This is a genomic window from Pontibacter mangrovi (assembly GCF_006385705.1).
In the GTDB taxonomy this organism is placed as follows: domain Bacteria; phylum Bacteroidota; class Bacteroidia; order Cytophagales; family Hymenobacteraceae; genus Pontibacter; species Pontibacter mangrovi.
On sequence record NZ_VFRQ01000003.1, the window covers coordinates 175,834 to 191,685 of the forward strand.

The following is a 15,852-nucleotide window of genomic DNA, read 5'->3' on the forward strand; positions in this document are numbered from 1 at the left end:
GGCCAGAAATAGATTTATACTTCCTGAAAACCATACTTTGCAGGCAGGTGCTTTAAAAAAATCCACGGGTACTTGCATAAATATCTCCTTAAGTTTCTGTAACTTTACGCGGCAAATAATAACCCCTAATTTATTTGCCATGCTCTCCGATCAGAAGATTTTATTCGAGGCGCTCACATACGATGACGTGCTTCTTCTCCCGGCATACTCCGAGGTTCTCCCACACCAGACAAATACTTCCTCTCAGCTAACGCGCAACATCCGCATCAACATTCCGTTGGTTTCGGCGGCCATGGATACCGTTACAGAGGCAGAGCTGGCCATTGCCATGGCACAGGAAGGCGGCATTGGCATCATCCACAAAAACATGTCGATCAAGAAGCAGGCCGAGCAGGTGCGCCGGGTAAAACGCTCCGAGAGCGGCATGATCCTGGACCCGATTACCCTGAACGAAAACGCCACCCTAGGCGACGCCGTGCAGATCATGACTGAAAACAAGATCGGCGGCATTCCAATCGTGGACAATAGCGGCACGCTCACCGGCATCATCACCAACCGCGACCTGCGCTTTCAGCGCGACCTCACGCAGCCGGTGTCGGCCATCATGACCAGCCAAAACCTGATCACGGCCCCCAAGGGCATCGACCTGACCAAAGCCGAGGACATACTGCAGGAGTATAAGATAGAGAAACTGCCTGTGGTGGATGAAAACGGCAAGTTGGCAGGCCTTATCACTTACAAGGACATCCTGAAAAAGAAAGACCGCCCTTATGCCTGCAAAGATGAGTATGGCCGCCTGCGCGTAGGCGCTGCCGTGGGCGTAACCCCTGACGTGCTGGACCGCGTGAAGGCGCTGGTAGAGGCAGGCGTAGACGTGATTAGCGTGGACACCGCCCACGGCCACTCCAGAGGGGTGCTGGAGGCCGTGCGCAAGATAAAGGACCACTACCCGCAGGTAGACCTGATTGCCGGCAACATTGCCACCGCCGAAGGCGCCAAAGCCTTGGCCGATGCCGGTGCCGACGCCGTGAAGGTTGGCGTGGGCCCGGGCAGCATCTGCACCACCCGCGTTATTGCCGGAATCGGGGTGCCGCAGCTTTCGGCCGTGATGGAGGCAGCCAGAGGTCTGGAGGGCACTGGCGTTCCGATTATTGCTGACGGCGGCATTAAGTTCTCCGGTGATTTGGTAAAGGCCCTGGCAGGCGGCGCCAGCACCGTGATGATCGGCTCTCTGCTGGCCGGTACCGAAGAGGCTCCGGGCGAGATGCTGATTTACGAAGGACGAAAGTATAAAACATACCGCGGCATGGGCTCTGTGGAGGCCATGGAGGAAGGCTCGAAAGACCGCTACTTCCAGGGCGACGAGAAGGACGCCAAGAAACTGGTGCCGGAAGGCATTGTGGGCCGTGTGGCATACAAAGGCTTCGTGAACGAGGTGATTTACCAGATGGCCGGCGGCCTGCGGGCAGGCATGGGCTACTGCGGCACTCCTACCATCAGCGACCTCTGGAATGCCAAAATGGTAAAGATCAGTGGGGCCGGCCTGCGCGAAAGCCACCCGCACGATGTGCAGATCATGCGCGAGGCGCCGAACTACAGCCGTTAAATAAAACACCTAGCTGCACGCACCATACTTACAGGCGTTGCAGCTCCCCGAAAGCAGCCAGTAGCACTACTGGCTGCTTTTGCTTTTTGTGCCGGCCTCCACCGTGCAAAACCCAACCTATAGCGCCCGGTTTACGTTATGCAAGGTGATTTTCCCAATCAGGACACGATAACTTGGCCAAAGAGCAGAATTTTTTCTTACCTTTCACTACAAAAGAAGCTAAGGAGCACCATACTCCGGCATGGCTTAGAACAAGAGCGGACTCCCGTTTTATGCTATATAAAACCAACGCAAAATCCTTACTGGCTATTTCTGCACTCATCAGCTGGCTTTTGCTGCTGGTATATGTGCTGCTAACCGCCGAGAGCACCCTGGCAGGCACGGATGCTCCACGATTCGCGTTGCCTTTTTTCCGCAACCTGCTCATCGTCATTTTCATCGTGTCGGTGTTCCTGTTTCAGCGGCTGCAGACGGAAACCCTGAAGGGCATGGACTTTATCGGCTACCTCTGGAACCTGTTCTCCAAAGCCGGCGTGACTGCTTACCTGAGCGTGGCCCTGTACCTGGTTTACAGGGTGTACAACAACTACGCTGACGTGAAGTCGAGCCTGCTGCTGCACCTGGTGTACCAGGTAAACTTTGCGTTGCTGGTGCTGTTTCTGGCAAAGGCCTTCTATATCTGGCGGCAGCTGCTGCTGTACCACAAAAACAAGTTCCTGCAGATTGCCTGGGACTGGTTTGAACTGCTGCTGGCCGCCACGCTGCTGCTCACGCTCTTCAACTTCGACTACACCAACTACGTCTTTCTGCCGCTGCTGGCCCTGATGGGCTTTTACATACTCTTCCTGTGCACCAACATGAAGTGGGTGGCCTACCTCACGTTCAACAACAAGAGCCGCTCGCTGGTGCTGTTGGGCGCCGTGCTGCTCAGCTGCTACATCTTTGTGCGCTTCTTCCTGAACACCTCCGAACGGACAGACCTGGTGATAGACTACAGTGGGGTGGGTTTCCTGCTGCTGGCCATGATGTTTGTGACCATGTATACGCTGGCGGCTTTTCTGGTGTCGCTGTTCAGTTTGCCTACCTCCAGCGTGTTTGAGCAGAAGAGCGAGGACCTGCTTAACTTCCAGCGCCTGAGCTTGTCGATACAGCAGGGGCAGAGCGAAGCGCAGGTATACGACATGCTCTTCGAGAGCACCATCAAAGCCTCTGATGCCAACGCCGCCTGGTTCGAGGTTATCCGAAACAGCGAGCCGCAAACCACGCACCTGCTCAACATCCAGGAGCCCCAGATAAACAGCATCCGGCACCTGCTCAAGGCCTACAACATCAACAACCTGGATTATATCAACAACAACCTGGGCCGCAACCCGGGCTTCAGGGGCCTGGCACTGCCCTGGAAATCCGTAGCCATACTTCCGCTTAAAACGGCCAAGCACCTGTCCGGGGTTTTATACTTGCTCAAAGACGTGGAAGGAGGCTTTGACCAGGAGACCGTGAACGTGCTGCGCACCTTTACCAGCCAGACCACCCTCACCATCGAGAACCTGCGGCTGGTAAACGAGTCGCTGCAGAACGAGCGCTACAAAGAGGAACTGAAGATTGCCACGCAGGTGCAGGAGAGCCTGATCCCGAAAACCTTCCCGACCGACAGCTGGTTTGAGATCAGCACGCACTCGGTGGCGGCCAAGGAAGTGGGCGGCGACTTTTACGACTTCTTGCAGCTAAGCGAGTCCAGGATTGCCATTATCATCGGCGATGTGTCGGGCAAGGGAATTTCGGCGGCTTTTCACATGGCCCAGATGAAAGGCATTTTTCATGGGCTGATGCAGCAGGACATGGCCCCGAGTGAGTTTATGAAGCAGGCCAACAGCGCCCTGAGCCGGTGCCTGGAGCGAACCTCTTTCATTACTTCTTCGCTATACATCATTGATTACCGGATGAAGGGCTTTATGTTTGCGCGGGCCGGCCACTGCCACACGCTATACTATAACTCCATGATGGACGATGTGTTCTACTTCTCCACCGAGGGACTGGGGCTGGGCATCATCCGGGACAACAGGAACTACGCAGGGCACATCCGGGAAATGTACTATGACTACAACCCGGGCGACGTGATGGTGATTTATACCGATGGGATAATCGAGGCCCGCAATGCCCAGAACGATGAGTATGGCGAAGAACGCCTGCAGCACATGCTAAAGGAAACTTATCACCTGGAGGCCGAAGACATTAAGTATGCCATCATCAACGACTTAAACGACTTTACCGGCCCCGGCAACATCTACGACGACCAGACGCTGCTCGTGATAAAGTTCAAGCCTACTCAACCTAACACATGATTAAACGTAAAGTATGCCGATGAAAATTACACAAGAAATTAAAGACAACACCGTCATAATGACCCTGAACGGTGAGCTGGACGCAAGCTCCTCTGTACTTCTGGACGAAGAACTGTCGGACCCGGAAATCATGAAGTATAGCAAGGTACTGGTAAATTGCCAGGATCTTAACTACATTTCCTCCGCAGGCCTTGGTGTGTTTATTTCGCACCTGCAGCGGTTCGAGGATGCCCAGATCAAACTTATCTTCTTCAACATGCAGGACAAGGTGCGCAACGTATTCGAAATACTGGGCCTGGATCTGCTCATGACCATCGTGTCTGATTACGAGGAAGCAAGGACCATTGCAAATGAATAATACCATTCGGGTAAATTGTACTAAAAAAAACCTGAAGCCAATTCGTGATTTCGTGACGGAGTACCTGACCGCCCTCTCGCTTTCAGACATCCTCATGAATCAGATCGTATTGGCCGTGGATGAGATATGCGCCAACCTCATCATCCACGCCAACCACGAAGACCCCGAAAAATACCTCACCCTGAAGGTGCAGACCATAAAAGACCAGGTCCGGTTTGAGATTGCAGACCAGGGCCGCGCCTTTGAGAGCTCCAACTACAAAGAGCCCAACATTAAAGAGTACATCCGCATGGGCAAAAAGGGAGGCGTGGGCATCGCCCTCGTCAACCGCATCATGGATAAAGTGGAATTCCTCTCGGACGGTTCCCAGAACATCTGCCTGCTCTACAAGAAAATCAAATAAAGATACTTACATACTTTTGCGCGGCGCTGCCCGTTATCCGGGAACAAAAGCCATCGCAATTGGATTATGGTTTTAGTTTTTGTCTTATCTGTCAAAAAATTTAGCTAAAATTGCATCCCTTGCCTGCCTAGCCAAGGGTATAAAAATTTGATTTTACAGCAACCTATGCGCAGCAACCACCTACTTGTTGCGGTAGCCGCCCTGGCAATAGCCGGCTGTACCGCCTCCAAGAAGAACAACAGTAAAGAACCTGCCATCGCTACGCTTGGCGCACAGCCCGTTTCCCTGTCTGAGTTCCGCTATGTGTATGAGAAGAACAATGGCGGAAACGAGGATGCCTACACCCGCCAAAGCGTAAACGATTACCTGAACCTGTACGCCAACTTTAAGCTGAAAGTGCTGGAGGCCGAGAACCGCGGCCTGGACACCACCAAGGCCTTTAAGCGCGAGCTGGAGGGGTACAAAGAGCAGCTGGCGCAGCCATACCTGACCGAGAAAAGCGTAACGGACAAGCTGGTGCAAGAGGCTTACGAGCGCATGAAGCAGGAGGTAAACGCCTCGCATATTCTGATCACGCTCCCCCCGGATGCTGCACCGGAGGACACCCTGGAAGCCTATAACCGCACGATGGAGCTGCGCCAGCGTGCGCAGCAGGGTGAGGACTTCGGCAAGCTGGCCCAGCAGTACTCCCAAGACCCCTCTGCAGCCGACAACAAAGGCGAGCTAGGCTACTTTACGGCCCTGCAGATGGTGTACCCGTTTGAGGATGCCGCCTATAAAACTGCCGTGGGCGAAATATCCATGCCGGTGCGCACGCGCTTCGGCTACCACCTGGTAAAGGTAAACGACAAGCGTGCCGCCCGGGGAGAGGCCAAGGTAGCCCATATCATGGTTCGCTCTGCCGCAGGCACCCCTGCCGCCGACTCGTTGGCAGCCAAGCAGCGCGTAGAGGCCATTTACCGCCGCCTGCAGCGTGGCGAGGACTGGGGCAAACTGGCCTCTGAGTTCTCGGAGGATGCGAACACCGCCGCCAACAAAGGTGAACTCCCCTGGTTTGGCACCGGCCGCATGATACCTTCTTTTGAAGACGCCGCCTTTGCCCTGGAAAAGCCCGGCGACATCTCTAAGCCTGTTTACACGCCGTACGGCTGGCACATCATAAAACTGATAGAGAAGCGCACGCTGCCGAGCTATGAGGAGATGGAGCAGCACCTGCGCAATAAAATAGCCAAAGACTCCCGCTCTGAGCTGAACAAGACGGCTTTTCTGAAGCGCATCCGGCAGGAGAACGGCTTTACCGAACAACCAGAGGCTAAGGCAGCCGCCATGGCTAAGGCCACAGAGGAACTGCTGCAAGGCAAGTGGACATACGACGAGAACGCGAAAGAGCTGAAAGAAACCCTCTTTACCATTCAGGGAAAGCCATACACCATCGGCGACTTTTATACTTATGTGCAGCAGGAGCAGGAGCCCCGCAGCACCGGCGATGCCGCCCATGCCATGCAGTTGCTATACGACCAGTTTACCGAGGAGCGCCTGCTGGAGTACGAGAAAAACAACCTAGAGAACAAGTATACCGACTACAGAATGCTGGTGCAGGAGTACCACGACGGTATTCTGTTGTTCCAGTTGATGGATGAGAAAGTATGGAGCAAAGCCATTGAGGATACCGTAGGCCTCCGCAACTTCTTTAACCAGAACCGCGAGAAGTATAAGTGGGGCGAGCGCGCCGACGCCATCGTGATCAGCGCGGCCAACAAAGAGCTACTGCAGCAGGCGCAGCAGCAGCTGGAGAAACGCCGCTACCCTGTCTCTTTTGCCAAGCTAAACGATGTGCTGTTTGAGCAGAACAAAACCGAGCTAAGCGCCGAGGCCAAAGCCGAGCTGCAAAAACTAGCGGCCATGCTGCAGCAGAACGAAACGCTGACGCTGGACGTGAACGGCCACACCGACGCCCGCGAAAACCGCAACTTGGCAGAGACCCGCGCCAAGGCAGTAGCCGCCTACCTGCAGGAGCAGGGGGTGCCGGCCAGTCAGGTAAGCACGAACAGCCTGGGCCAAAGCAAGCAAGCCGGCCCTGACAACACCGAAACAGGCCGCCGCCGCAACCGCCGCGTCTCTTTTGCACTGTATACCCCGGAACTGGCAGCACTCGCCGAGAGCCTGAACAAGAGCAACCCACTGGGGGTGCAGATAGCCGAGAAGAAGTTCGAGCGCGGCGACAACAAGGCCCTGGACGCTGTGGAATGGCAAAAAGGAACGTACACGCTGCAGCAGAACGGGCGCGAGTACCTCATCATTATAAAGGATGTGCTGGAGCCGGCTTATAAGAAGCTCAGCGAGGTGCGCGGCCCTGTTATCTCTGACTACCAGGCCTACCTGGAGGAGCAGTGGGTGCAGGAACTGCGCAACAAGTATCCGGTAGAGATTAAGAAGGATGAGGTAGAGAAACTGGTGCGCAAATAGCCGCCGAATTTGGCCTGCCTTTCGGGTATTTCAGAATAAAGAAGTAACTTGTGCGTTATTTCCGAGCATAAGTATAAATTAAGATAGAAACCTTGAAAAATATTCATCAACTGGCCCTTTCGGCCTTTGCCGCGCTCTGCTTTCTTGCAACATCTGCCACGGCCTTTGCCCAGGCTCCTGTGCAACAGGTGCAGGTGGATGGCATTATTGCCAAAGTAGATAACAACGTGATCCTGCGCTCCGACCTGGAGTTTGGTTACCTGCAGTACCTGGCCCAGACAAAACAGCAGCCTAGCGAAGAACTGAAGTGCCAGCTTTTCACCTCACTGCTGCAGGACAAGCTGCTGCTGGCCCGCGCCGAGGTAGACTCTGTGGTGGTAGACGAGGCAATGGTGAGCAGCAACCTGGATGAACGCATCAACTACCTGGCCAGCCAGGTGGGTGGCACCGACCGCCTGGAGCAGTACTATAACAAAAGCCTGCGCCAGCTAAAGGACGAGCTCCGCAAAACCGTGCGCGAGCAGCTGGTAATGGAGAAGATGCAGCGCCAGATCACAGAGAAGGTATCCGTTACGCCCAAAGAAATCAAAAAGTACTTCAACAATATCCCCAAAGACAGCCTGCCATACTTCTCCACAGAGGTAGAGATCGGGCAGATTGTGAAGGAAGCCGAGATCAGCCGCCAGCAGAAGCAGGAGGCGCGCCAGAAACTGGAGGAACTGCGCAAGCGTATACTTGCCGGCGAGGACTTTGCCACGCTGGCGAAGGAGTATTCACAAGACCCCGGATCAGCACAAGCGGGCGGCGAACTGGGCTTCTTCAAGAAAAAGGAACTGGTGCCAGAGTATGAGGCAGCGGCCCTGCGCCTGCAGCCCGGCGAGATGTCTAACGTGATCGAGTCGCAGTTTGGCTTCCACCTGATACAGCTGATCGAGCGCCGCGGCCAGGAGTTCAACACGCGCCACATCCTGATAAAGCCCGGCACAGCAACGGTAGACCTGAATGCCGCCGCAGAGGAGCTGGACAGTGTGCGTAACATGGTGCTGAACGACAGCCTTACCTTTGCGCAGGCTGCCAAAGAGTACTCAGACGATGAGAACACCAAAGACAACGGCGGTATGCTGTCGAACCGTGCCACAGGCTTTACCTACATCCCGATGGACCAGGTAGACCCGGCCATTTTCTTTGTGATTGACACCATGGAAGTAGGCGATATTTCTGAGCCTATTGCTTATACTACGCCAGATGGCAAAGAGGCCATGCGCATTATCTACCTGAAGTCGAAAACGCAGCCGCACCAGGCCAACCTGGACGACGATTACCAGAAGATAGCCAGCGCCGCCCTAAACCAAAAGCGCAGCAAAGCGGTAAACGAGTGGTTCAAGAAAAACATAAATTCAGTTTACATCGAAATAGACCCGGAGTACCAGGACTGTAACCTGCTCCAGAAACCAGTGCAATAAAACAGCTTATGACGCAGTTCACCTCTGACAAAGAAGCAGCCGACGCCCTGCACCGCTCCTACCGTGAGCTTACTTCTGAAATCTCAAAAGTAATTGTAGGTCAGGATGAAGTGGTAAGGCTCGTGCTTACAGCTGTTTTTTGTCAGGGGCACTGCCTGCTGGTGGGGGTGCCGGGGCTTGCTAAAACGCTCCTCATCCAAACGATCGCCTCCACGCTCGACATGAGCTTTAACCGGGTGCAGTTCACGCCCGACCTGATGCCCTCCGACATTGTGGGTGCCGAAACGCTGGACAAGGACCGCAATTTCCGGTTCGTGACCGGGCCAATCTTTGCCAACATTGTGCTGGCCGACGAGATCAACCGCACGCCGCCCAAAACGCAGGCTGCCCTGCTGGAGGCCATGCAGGAGCATGCCGTAACAGTGGCGGGCCGCAAATATGACCTGCCCAAGCCATTCTTCGTGCTGGCTACCCAGAACCCCATTGAGCAGGAAGGCACTTACCCGCTGCCCGAGGCGCAGCTCGACCGCTTCATGTTCAACATCACGCTGGGCTACCCAAGCTACGAGTCGGAGCTGCAGATTGTGAAGAACACCACGGGTGACGCCGTTAACCAGCTCCAAAAAATCCTTCACGCCGACGACATACTTGCTTTTCAGCAGCTGGTGCGCCGCGTGCCGGTAACCGATAACGTGGTGGAGTATGCCGTGAAGCTTGTGCACAAAACCCGCCCCAACATGCCCATGGCCTCTCCGCAGGCTAACCAATTTTTGGAGTGGGGCGCTGGCCCGCGGGCCTCGCAGCACCTGATTATCGGCGCCAAGTGCAACGCCATCCTCAACGGCAAGTATAGCCCTGATATAGAAGACGTGCAGGCAGTGGCCATGCCCATCCTGCGCCACCGCATTGTGCGTAACTTTAAGGCCGAGGCAGAGGGCGTTACAGAAGAGCACCTCATCCGGGAGCTGATGTAAGTTTTAATTGTTAAATTGCTATATGGTTAAATTGTTGACCTGCAGGTGTACTTACTTGGTTAGTCATTCCAGATACGCTACCCATTCTATTAATCCTGATTCTAACCGACTAACAATTTAACCATCAAACAATTTAGCAATTCACTCATATTGGTGTAATTTTGCGCCTATACTTTATCCTCAATATTACGAACAAGAATTATGGAAGCGGCTGCTTTATTCTTTCATTTTAAAGATAACCTGGCACGTATAGCCAATGCCCTGAACAGCAAACTGGAAGTGCGTTCCATGCCGTACAACACTTCTATTCCGCTGGAGATAAACCTGCTGGCTGACCTGCTGCGCCTGCACGGCCTGGATTTTCAGTCTTCCACCTCCGGGGCTGCCCGCCTGTTCGACTTTAAAGACTGGTATAGCCAACACGAAACGCAGGCAAACGAGGTAATGCACCGCGTACTGGAAGAAAAGAAGGCATACATAAAAACCGCCACCGGCACCATTTTGCAGAAAGAGATGCTGTACCGCCGCCTGGAGTTTTTTAAGGAGACAGCGCATACGCTGGATGTAATGATGATTCAGCAGAACCTGCACAGCCCGAAGCACTTCAATTACCCGTACCTGAATGCCTAAGAAGTATACCTTGTAAAATAAAAAGCGAAAGCCACTCCGCAAGTATGGAGTGGCTTTCGCTTTTTACAAAAGGCTGTGCAGCGCTACTTATCCTGGCTTCGGATAGAAGTATGGCTCTCCTTCGAGTGCTTCAGCTTTAGCTTGCCGTCCGGCTGCGCTTTCATACTTTCGGCCGCCTGGTCGCCGGCAGGTCCTTTGGCGATCAGTGTGCCTCCATCTACCGGGAAGATCGCGCCAGTAACATAAGACGCCTCATCAGAAGCCAGGAACAAGTACACGTTGGCTACTTCCTCCGGGGTGCCGCGGCGCCCCATCAGCGTGCCTTTGGTAACCATCTGCTCCATCTGGCTATCCATGGGCCCGGTTTCCTTGTGCGTCCAGCCTGTATCGATGGGGCCTGGCGCCACAATGTTACTCCGCACGCCTTTCTGTGCCTGCTCTGCCGCCAAGCCTTTGGCAAAGGCATGCATAAAGCCCTTTGTGCCGCCATAAGGGGCGTTCTGGGCCAGGCCCAGCGCACCTGACTCTGAGCCGGCGCTTACAATGTTTCCTTTGGTTTTCTGCAGTTCCGGCAGCGCCGCCTTGCTCATGGCAAAAGCCGACCGGATGTTGTTTTTCAGCAGGTAGTCAAACGCCTCTTCTGTAAAGTCGGTGAGCATGTTTGTCTCCGGAAAGGTGCCGGCGTTATTTACCAGGATATCGAGTTTGCCATACTGCTTTACCGCCAGCTGCACGCAACTCTTGGCATTGGCCAGCACCGACAGGTCGCCGGTGTAAGGTGTGGCCGTGCCTCCCTCCTCCTGTATCTCCTGCGCCACCTCCTCTACCGGGTCCTCCGGAAAGCCGGCCACAATCACCTTGGCTCCTTCTTGCGCGAACTTTTTGCAAACCGCCTCGCCTATACCTGAGCCACCGCCAGTCACGATAGCCACTTTTCCTTCAAGTCTGTTTCCCATAATATGTTTCTTTTTATGATGTTGATAGTATGTTGTAACGTTTACAGAACAGGAGTGGTTAACCGGAAACAAACAGGGCATGCTGCAACACGTTTTCTAGCGGATAGCGTATGACAGGATAGAGTGATTCTGCCTACCTAACCATACATAAGCTAAGCACACCATGAGCTACCTGTACAATACCCTGCCCGAAACCTTCGACACGCAGCTGGACACCGCCCACCTTCTGCTGCGCCCTTACCAGGAGGGCGATGAACAAGACTTTATGCGCCTGATGCAGGAAAATGCAGCCTATTTAAATCCTGCCTTCTCGGGTCGCCTGGCGCGGGTACGAGTGCTGGATGATGCCCGCACACAAGTGCAGCAGCTGCGCACCGACTGGGACAACCGCCGCACCTTTGATTTTGGCGTGTGGCAAAAAGAGGACAACCATTACATTGGCGACATTGCCCTAAAAAACCTGGACCGCTCTATTCCGAAAGCTGAGCTAGGCTTATACTTTACCGCCTGGCCCGCTACACGCCAGTTGGCACAAGAGGCGCTGCAGGAAGTGATCAGGTTCGCCTTTGGCCCGCTGGGGCTGAACAAAGTATACCTGCGCTGCACCAACACCAACGAAAGCTACGGCTCCCTGGCCGAAAGCTGCGGCTTTGTGAAAGAAGGCGTGTTGCGCTGCGACTACCGTGGCACCGACTCTGACACGCTACTGGACCTAAGCTACTACGGCATTACCCGTCTGGATTTCGAGAACGCACAGCAGCAGGAGGCAAGTTCTACGGCTGTGGCATAGGCTTCTTCAAAACCCTACCCCAGCCCTCTCCTTTTATCGAGAGCCCCTACCCAAAACAGGAGAGGGAGGTATACTATTACTTTCCCCCACGCAGCTGTTCCGGACTTCCTAGTCCGGAACTTAGGCTGATGCGAACATCCTTGTCCGCGTTTCTGCAGTACCGGTTCCAACCAACCACCCTTGCCCCTCCTTGTCTAAGGAGAGAGATTTTACCCAAGCCGAGGCCTCCCGGCCTTGAGGGCACCAAAGTATAAAATGCAACAGTAGGTTTGTAAGACTGAGGATGTACGGCAGCTAGTAAGGATAGCTTGGCTCCAGTTGCAGAAAGCGGTGGGACAAAGGCACAAGCGGACGCTTGCGCCAGAAGCGTTCAAAGTTCGCCAGCACTTTAAGTTTTCGCTAGTAAGCTAAGCTGTATACTATATTGTCTTACTGCTTACTGCTTTGCCTTTGCCAGAAAAAAGCTGGTGTTAAAGTTGAGGTAGAGGCCGCTGGAGAACTCCAGTTGCGGGTCATGGAAATCCACCAACGGCTCCAGGCGCAGCACCAGGTCCAACCCATCTGCCAAATCAATGTCTTTCATCAGCCTCAGCATGAGCAGCTCCCGCTTCTCCTCCAGGTAGTCGGGGTGCTTAAACGTGGTGGAGGCCGACTGGAAGAGTTTCCCGCCGAGCTCAGAAATGTAACCGTCGCCGCGCCAATAGCTCAGCATGGTGTTCAGGTAGCGGGTATCGGCTCCTGCATTTAAGTATAGCCCGTGGCCCTGCTCAAACGGCAGCTGCCCCACCGAAGAAAAATCCTTAAATCCCACCAGGTAATTTCTGGTGTACAGCCGCTGCAGCACGCGCCGGTTATACTTCTTCTCCAGTTCCAGGCCAACGGCGGCGTTGGCTACAGTGGTTAGCGGCAGGTCGGAGGCATCAATCTGGCCACCTTTGTGCTGTGCCGTAAACTGCAGCGGCAGCGACAAGTATAAACTATCCGCAGCGTTCTCGCGGCCCGGACGCTCCAAAAGCAGTATCGCCATAGTAGCGCCGCCATGTATCCGCTCCTGGTCGTCTTCGCCGCGGTACAGCAAGTTCACCCAATCTACCCAAGCATCCAGGCGCAGGCGGTGCGTGCTGAGTTTATACTGCACACCATTTTCCAGCCGGTTCAGGAGGAGGCGCTCAAAGTCGTACAGCGGTTCTATGTAGCCATGGCCCAGGTTGCCCTCCAATGTGCCGAACAGCAGCTGCCACCGCTCCTGCTGCACCTTTATAGTAAAAGTGGGCGCAATGTCTTCGTAGCCCGCTGCCCCGAAATCTTTCCAGAGCAGCACACCTGCCTGCACTACCACATTGCCTGTTGGCTGGTAGGTAAGTCTAGGGTTAAGCTGGTAGCCAAATAAAGTATAGCCGTCAGCGATTTTGTTGAAATACTCGTTGTTCCGGAAGAAGCCCAGCACCTGTAGCTCCATCCTAACCTCGTTAGCATTTTGCTCCTGCACCTGCACAGGCTGCAGCAGGGCGCGGTTATTTATTTGCGCCCCTGCAAACCGGCTTACAATCAACAGAATCAGCAGAAAAAAAACTTTTAGGAAGTGCATAAAAAAGCGCTAAGTATGGCACAAAAACAGGTGCAGCTATGTTATAATCAGTCGGCGCCAAACAGCTAAAAAAATTAGCAAAATACTTGCAAACTATTTTGCAGATTGGCTTCGAATTAGTAATTTCACCTTCAATATAAAGCTAATTAAGAAAACACATGAGCGTAAGCAACGAAAAACTGAAGGCCCTGCAGCTGACCATGGACAAGCTCGACAAAACCTACGGCAAAGGCACCGTAATGAAGTTGAGCGACAACAAGGTGGAGGACATTCCGGCCATTTCCACTGGTTCGCTGGGTCTGGACATTGCGTTGGGTATCGGCGGTTTGCCACGTGGCCGTGTCGTAGAGATCTACGGACCTGAATCTTCCGGTAAAACCACGCTTACCATGCACTGCATCGCCGAGGCGCAGAAAAAAGGCGGCCTGGCAGCGTTTATTGATGCAGAGCACGCATTCGACAGGGTATACGCCCAGAAATTAGGAATCGACACAGAAAACCTACTGATATCGCAGCCGGACAACGGGGAGCAGGCGCTAGAGATCGCCGACCACCTGATCCGCTCCGGCGCTATTGATATTATTGTAATTGACTCCGTGGCCGCCCTCGTGCCGAAAGGCGAACTGGAAGGCGACATGGGTGACAGTAAGATGGGTCTGCAAGCGCGTTTGATGTCGCAGGCATTGCGTAAGCTGACCGGTACGATCAACAAAACGGGATGTACCTGTATCTTTATCAACCAGCTGCGCGAGAAGATCGGCGTGATGTTCGGCAACCCGGAGACAACGACCGGCGGTAACGCCCTGAAGTTCTACGCTTCTGTGCGTCTGGATATCCGCCGTGTGGGCCAGATCAAAGAGAGCGCTGACAACATTACCGGTAACCGCACCCGCGTGAAGGTAGTAAAGAACAAAGTAGCGCCTCCGTTTAAGGTGGTGGAGTTCGACATCATGTATGGCGAAGGCATCTCTAAAGTTGGCGAGGTGCTGGACCTGGGCGTTGAGCTGGGCATCGTGAACAAATCCGGTTCCTGGTTCTCGTACAACGGCGACAAACTGGGCCAGGGCCGCGACGGTGTGAAGCAGATCCTGCTGGACAACCCGGAGCTGATGGAAGAGATCGAAGGTAAGATCAGAGCGATCGTGAAAGGCGAGCCGGAGAAAGTAGCCGCCGCCCTGGACGATGCCGCTGCATCAGGCGAGTGAAATCTATTTCCTGACCTGAAATAAAAAAAGGTGCTACCATGGTAGCACCTTTTTTGTTTAAAATCAGTTGAATAGCTAAAGGAGATTCCATAACTTAAGGCTTGAGAAGCAGTTGGTACAAAACTTGATTAAAAACAGGTATTGACAACCACAACCTAAAGGAAGGCACTTATGATGAAGAAGTTTTTCCCTGTACTCATACTTATTACACTTGTTATTTTTGGCTTTGCCACCAAAGACAGTATGCGCTACCTGCCCAACGAGAGCTTTGGCACTGGCGAGGTTTTAAAGTATAAGGTACATTACGGACCTATTACGGCTGCAGAGGCAGTCATTAACGTATCGCCAGAAATTCATACTGTTAACAACCGGCCTTGTTATAAAGCTACGGTATACGGCAAAACCAACGGTTCTTTCGATCTGTTCATCCGCATTCGGGATACCTGGCAGTCATACATCGACACGGCTGCCATTGTGCCGCAGCGCTCTTTCCGAAACATAGAAGAAGGCAATTACCGCAAGCACGAAACCGTGGACTTTGACCACTATGCCAATAAAGCGCATGTGGAGAAAAAGAAAAAATCAAAGAGAGAGCGCAAAACCTATAAGGTGAGCGATAATGTGCAGGACATTGTGAGTGGCTTTTACTACCTGCGCACCCTGGACTTCGACAACATGCACGTGGGCGATAAAACCACCGTACAGGGATTTTTTGACGAGGAAAACTTTGACATGGAGGTAGAGTACCGTGGCCGCGAGGTGGTGAACACCAAAGCCGGCACTATCAGGGCCATTAAGCTGGTACCGCGCATGCCCAAAAACGACTTGTTTAACGGGGAGAACTCCATTACAGTATACTTATCGGATGATAAGAACAAGATACCGGTGCTGATACAGGCCGAGATGTTTGTGGGCTCTGTAAAAATAAACCTTTACGACTATAAGAACCTGAAGAACAAGCTACTCTTTGCCAGCAAATAACTCAGAAAGCCAGCTGCCCCCGCTGGCTTTTCTTTTGCCCGAATGTTAACAATTCGTTATGATTTGTTTACGCCGCCACTAACTGCCACA

At 53.5% G+C, this 15,852-nt stretch carries 13 protein-coding genes; 11 read left to right on the top strand and 2 right to left on the bottom strand.

Translation table 11 applies throughout. The features are described from left to right. Positions 1–139: 139 nt before the first annotated feature. From guaB to FJM65_RS06940, 8 genes are all read left to right on the top strand, one after another. Positions 140–1,606, top strand: a complete 1,467-nt coding sequence (guaB, locus tag FJM65_RS06905) for an IMP dehydrogenase (protein WP_140620783.1) — start codon at positions 140–142, stop codon at positions 1,604–1,606. A gap of 272 nt (positions 1,607–1,878) precedes the next feature. Continuing rightward, the gene (locus tag FJM65_RS06910) at positions 1,879–3,948 is read left to right on the top strand and encodes a GAF domain-containing SpoIIE family protein phosphatase (RefSeq protein ID WP_239022863.1); all 2,070 of its coding nucleotides are present in this window, start codon (positions 1,879–1,881) and stop codon (positions 3,946–3,948) included. A gap of 19 nt (positions 3,949–3,967) precedes the next feature. Then, the gene (locus tag FJM65_RS06915; protein ID WP_140620785.1) at positions 3,968–4,306 is read left to right on the top strand and encodes an STAS domain-containing protein; all 339 of its coding nucleotides are present in this window, start codon (positions 3,968–3,970) and stop codon (positions 4,304–4,306) included. Next, a complete protein-coding gene (locus tag FJM65_RS06920; protein ID WP_140620786.1) occupies positions 4,299–4,709 on the top strand; it encodes an ATP-binding protein in 411 nt (136 codons plus the stop codon). Before FJM65_RS06915 ends, FJM65_RS06920 begins: the two co-directional genes overlap by 8 nt. Before the next feature lie 165 nt (positions 4,710–4,874). Further along, positions 4,875–7,175 carry a peptidylprolyl isomerase gene (locus FJM65_RS06925; protein ID WP_140620787.1) on the top strand — a complete coding sequence of 767 codons (2,301 nt, stop codon included), beginning with the start codon at positions 4,875–4,877 and terminating at the stop codon, positions 7,173–7,175. Between the two features lie 92 nt (positions 7,176–7,267). Next, a complete protein-coding gene (locus FJM65_RS06930; RefSeq protein ID WP_239022864.1) occupies positions 7,268–8,638 on the top strand; it encodes a peptidylprolyl isomerase in 1,371 nt (456 codons plus the stop codon). Between the two features lie 8 nt (positions 8,639–8,646). Next, entirely contained in the window at positions 8,647–9,612 is a 966-nt protein-coding gene (locus tag FJM65_RS06935) for an AAA family ATPase (protein ID WP_140620788.1), read from the top strand. Positions 9,613–9,813: 201 nt separating this feature from the next. Next, the gene (locus FJM65_RS06940) at positions 9,814–10,242 is read left to right on the top strand and encodes a hypothetical protein (protein ID WP_140620789.1); all 429 of its coding nucleotides are present in this window, start codon (positions 9,814–9,816) and stop codon (positions 10,240–10,242) included. A gap of 83 nt (positions 10,243–10,325) precedes the next feature. On the opposite strand, the gene FJM65_RS06945 is transcribed toward FJM65_RS06940, so the two are convergent. Continuing rightward, complete coding sequence (locus FJM65_RS06945; RefSeq protein WP_140620790.1) at positions 10,326–11,198, bottom strand: SDR family NAD(P)-dependent oxidoreductase; 873 nt, start codon at positions 11,196–11,198, stop codon at positions 10,326–10,328. A gap of 163 nt (positions 11,199–11,361) precedes the next feature. Between FJM65_RS06945 and FJM65_RS06950 the strand changes: the two genes are divergently transcribed. Beyond that, positions 11,362–11,988 carry a GNAT family N-acetyltransferase gene (locus FJM65_RS06950; protein ID WP_140620791.1) on the top strand — a complete coding sequence of 209 codons (627 nt, stop codon included), beginning with the start codon at positions 11,362–11,364 and terminating at the stop codon, positions 11,986–11,988. A gap of 436 nt (positions 11,989–12,424) precedes the next feature. On the opposite strand, the gene FJM65_RS06955 is transcribed toward FJM65_RS06950, so the two are convergent. After that, complete coding sequence (locus tag FJM65_RS06955; protein ID WP_239022865.1) at positions 12,425–13,576, bottom strand: hypothetical protein; 1,152 nt, start codon at positions 13,574–13,576, stop codon at positions 12,425–12,427. Positions 13,577–13,734: 158 nt separating this feature from the next. Here FJM65_RS06955 and recA point away from each other — a divergent pair, with 158 nt between their 5' ends. Both recA and FJM65_RS06965 read left to right on the top strand, forming a co-directional pair. Beyond that, a complete protein-coding gene (gene recA, locus FJM65_RS06960) occupies positions 13,735–14,781 on the top strand; it encodes a recombinase RecA (protein WP_140620792.1) in 1,047 nt (348 codons plus the stop codon). Between the two features lie 171 nt (positions 14,782–14,952). Further along, the gene (locus FJM65_RS06965) at positions 14,953–15,762 is read left to right on the top strand and encodes a DUF3108 domain-containing protein (protein ID WP_239022866.1); all 810 of its coding nucleotides are present in this window, start codon (positions 14,953–14,955) and stop codon (positions 15,760–15,762) included. Positions 15,763–15,852 lie beyond the last annotated feature (90 nt).

Coding starts and splice junctions, on each gene's coding strand:
- guaB (WP_140620783.1), top strand. CDS start 140: ATGCTCTCCGATCAGAAGATTTTATTCGAGGCGCTCACATACGATGAC.
- FJM65_RS06910 (WP_239022863.1), top strand. CDS start 1,879: ATGCTATATAAAACCAACGCAAAATCCTTACTGGCTATTTCTGCACTC.
- FJM65_RS06915 (WP_140620785.1), top strand. CDS start 3,968: ATGAAAATTACACAAGAAATTAAAGACAACACCGTCATAATGACCCTG.
- FJM65_RS06920 (WP_140620786.1), top strand. CDS start 4,299: ATGAATAATACCATTCGGGTAAATTGTACTAAAAAAAACCTGAAGCCA.
- FJM65_RS06925 (WP_140620787.1), top strand. CDS start 4,875: ATGCGCAGCAACCACCTACTTGTTGCGGTAGCCGCCCTGGCAATAGCC.
- FJM65_RS06935 (WP_140620788.1), top strand. CDS start 8,647: ATGACGCAGTTCACCTCTGACAAAGAAGCAGCCGACGCCCTGCACCGC.
- FJM65_RS06940 (WP_140620789.1), top strand. CDS start 9,814: ATGGAAGCGGCTGCTTTATTCTTTCATTTTAAAGATAACCTGGCACGT.
- FJM65_RS06945 (WP_140620790.1), bottom strand. CDS start 11,198: ATGGGAAACAGACTTGAAGGAAAAGTGGCTATCGTGACTGGCGGTGGC.
- FJM65_RS06950 (WP_140620791.1), top strand. CDS start 11,362: ATGAGCTACCTGTACAATACCCTGCCCGAAACCTTCGACACGCAGCTG.
- FJM65_RS06955 (WP_239022865.1), bottom strand. CDS start 13,576: ATGCACTTCCTAAAAGTTTTTTTTCTGCTGATTCTGTTGATTGTAAGC.
- recA (WP_140620792.1), top strand. CDS start 13,735: ATGAGCGTAAGCAACGAAAAACTGAAGGCCCTGCAGCTGACCATGGAC.
- FJM65_RS06965 (WP_239022866.1), top strand. CDS start 14,953: ATGATGAAGAAGTTTTTCCCTGTACTCATACTTATTACACTTGTTATT.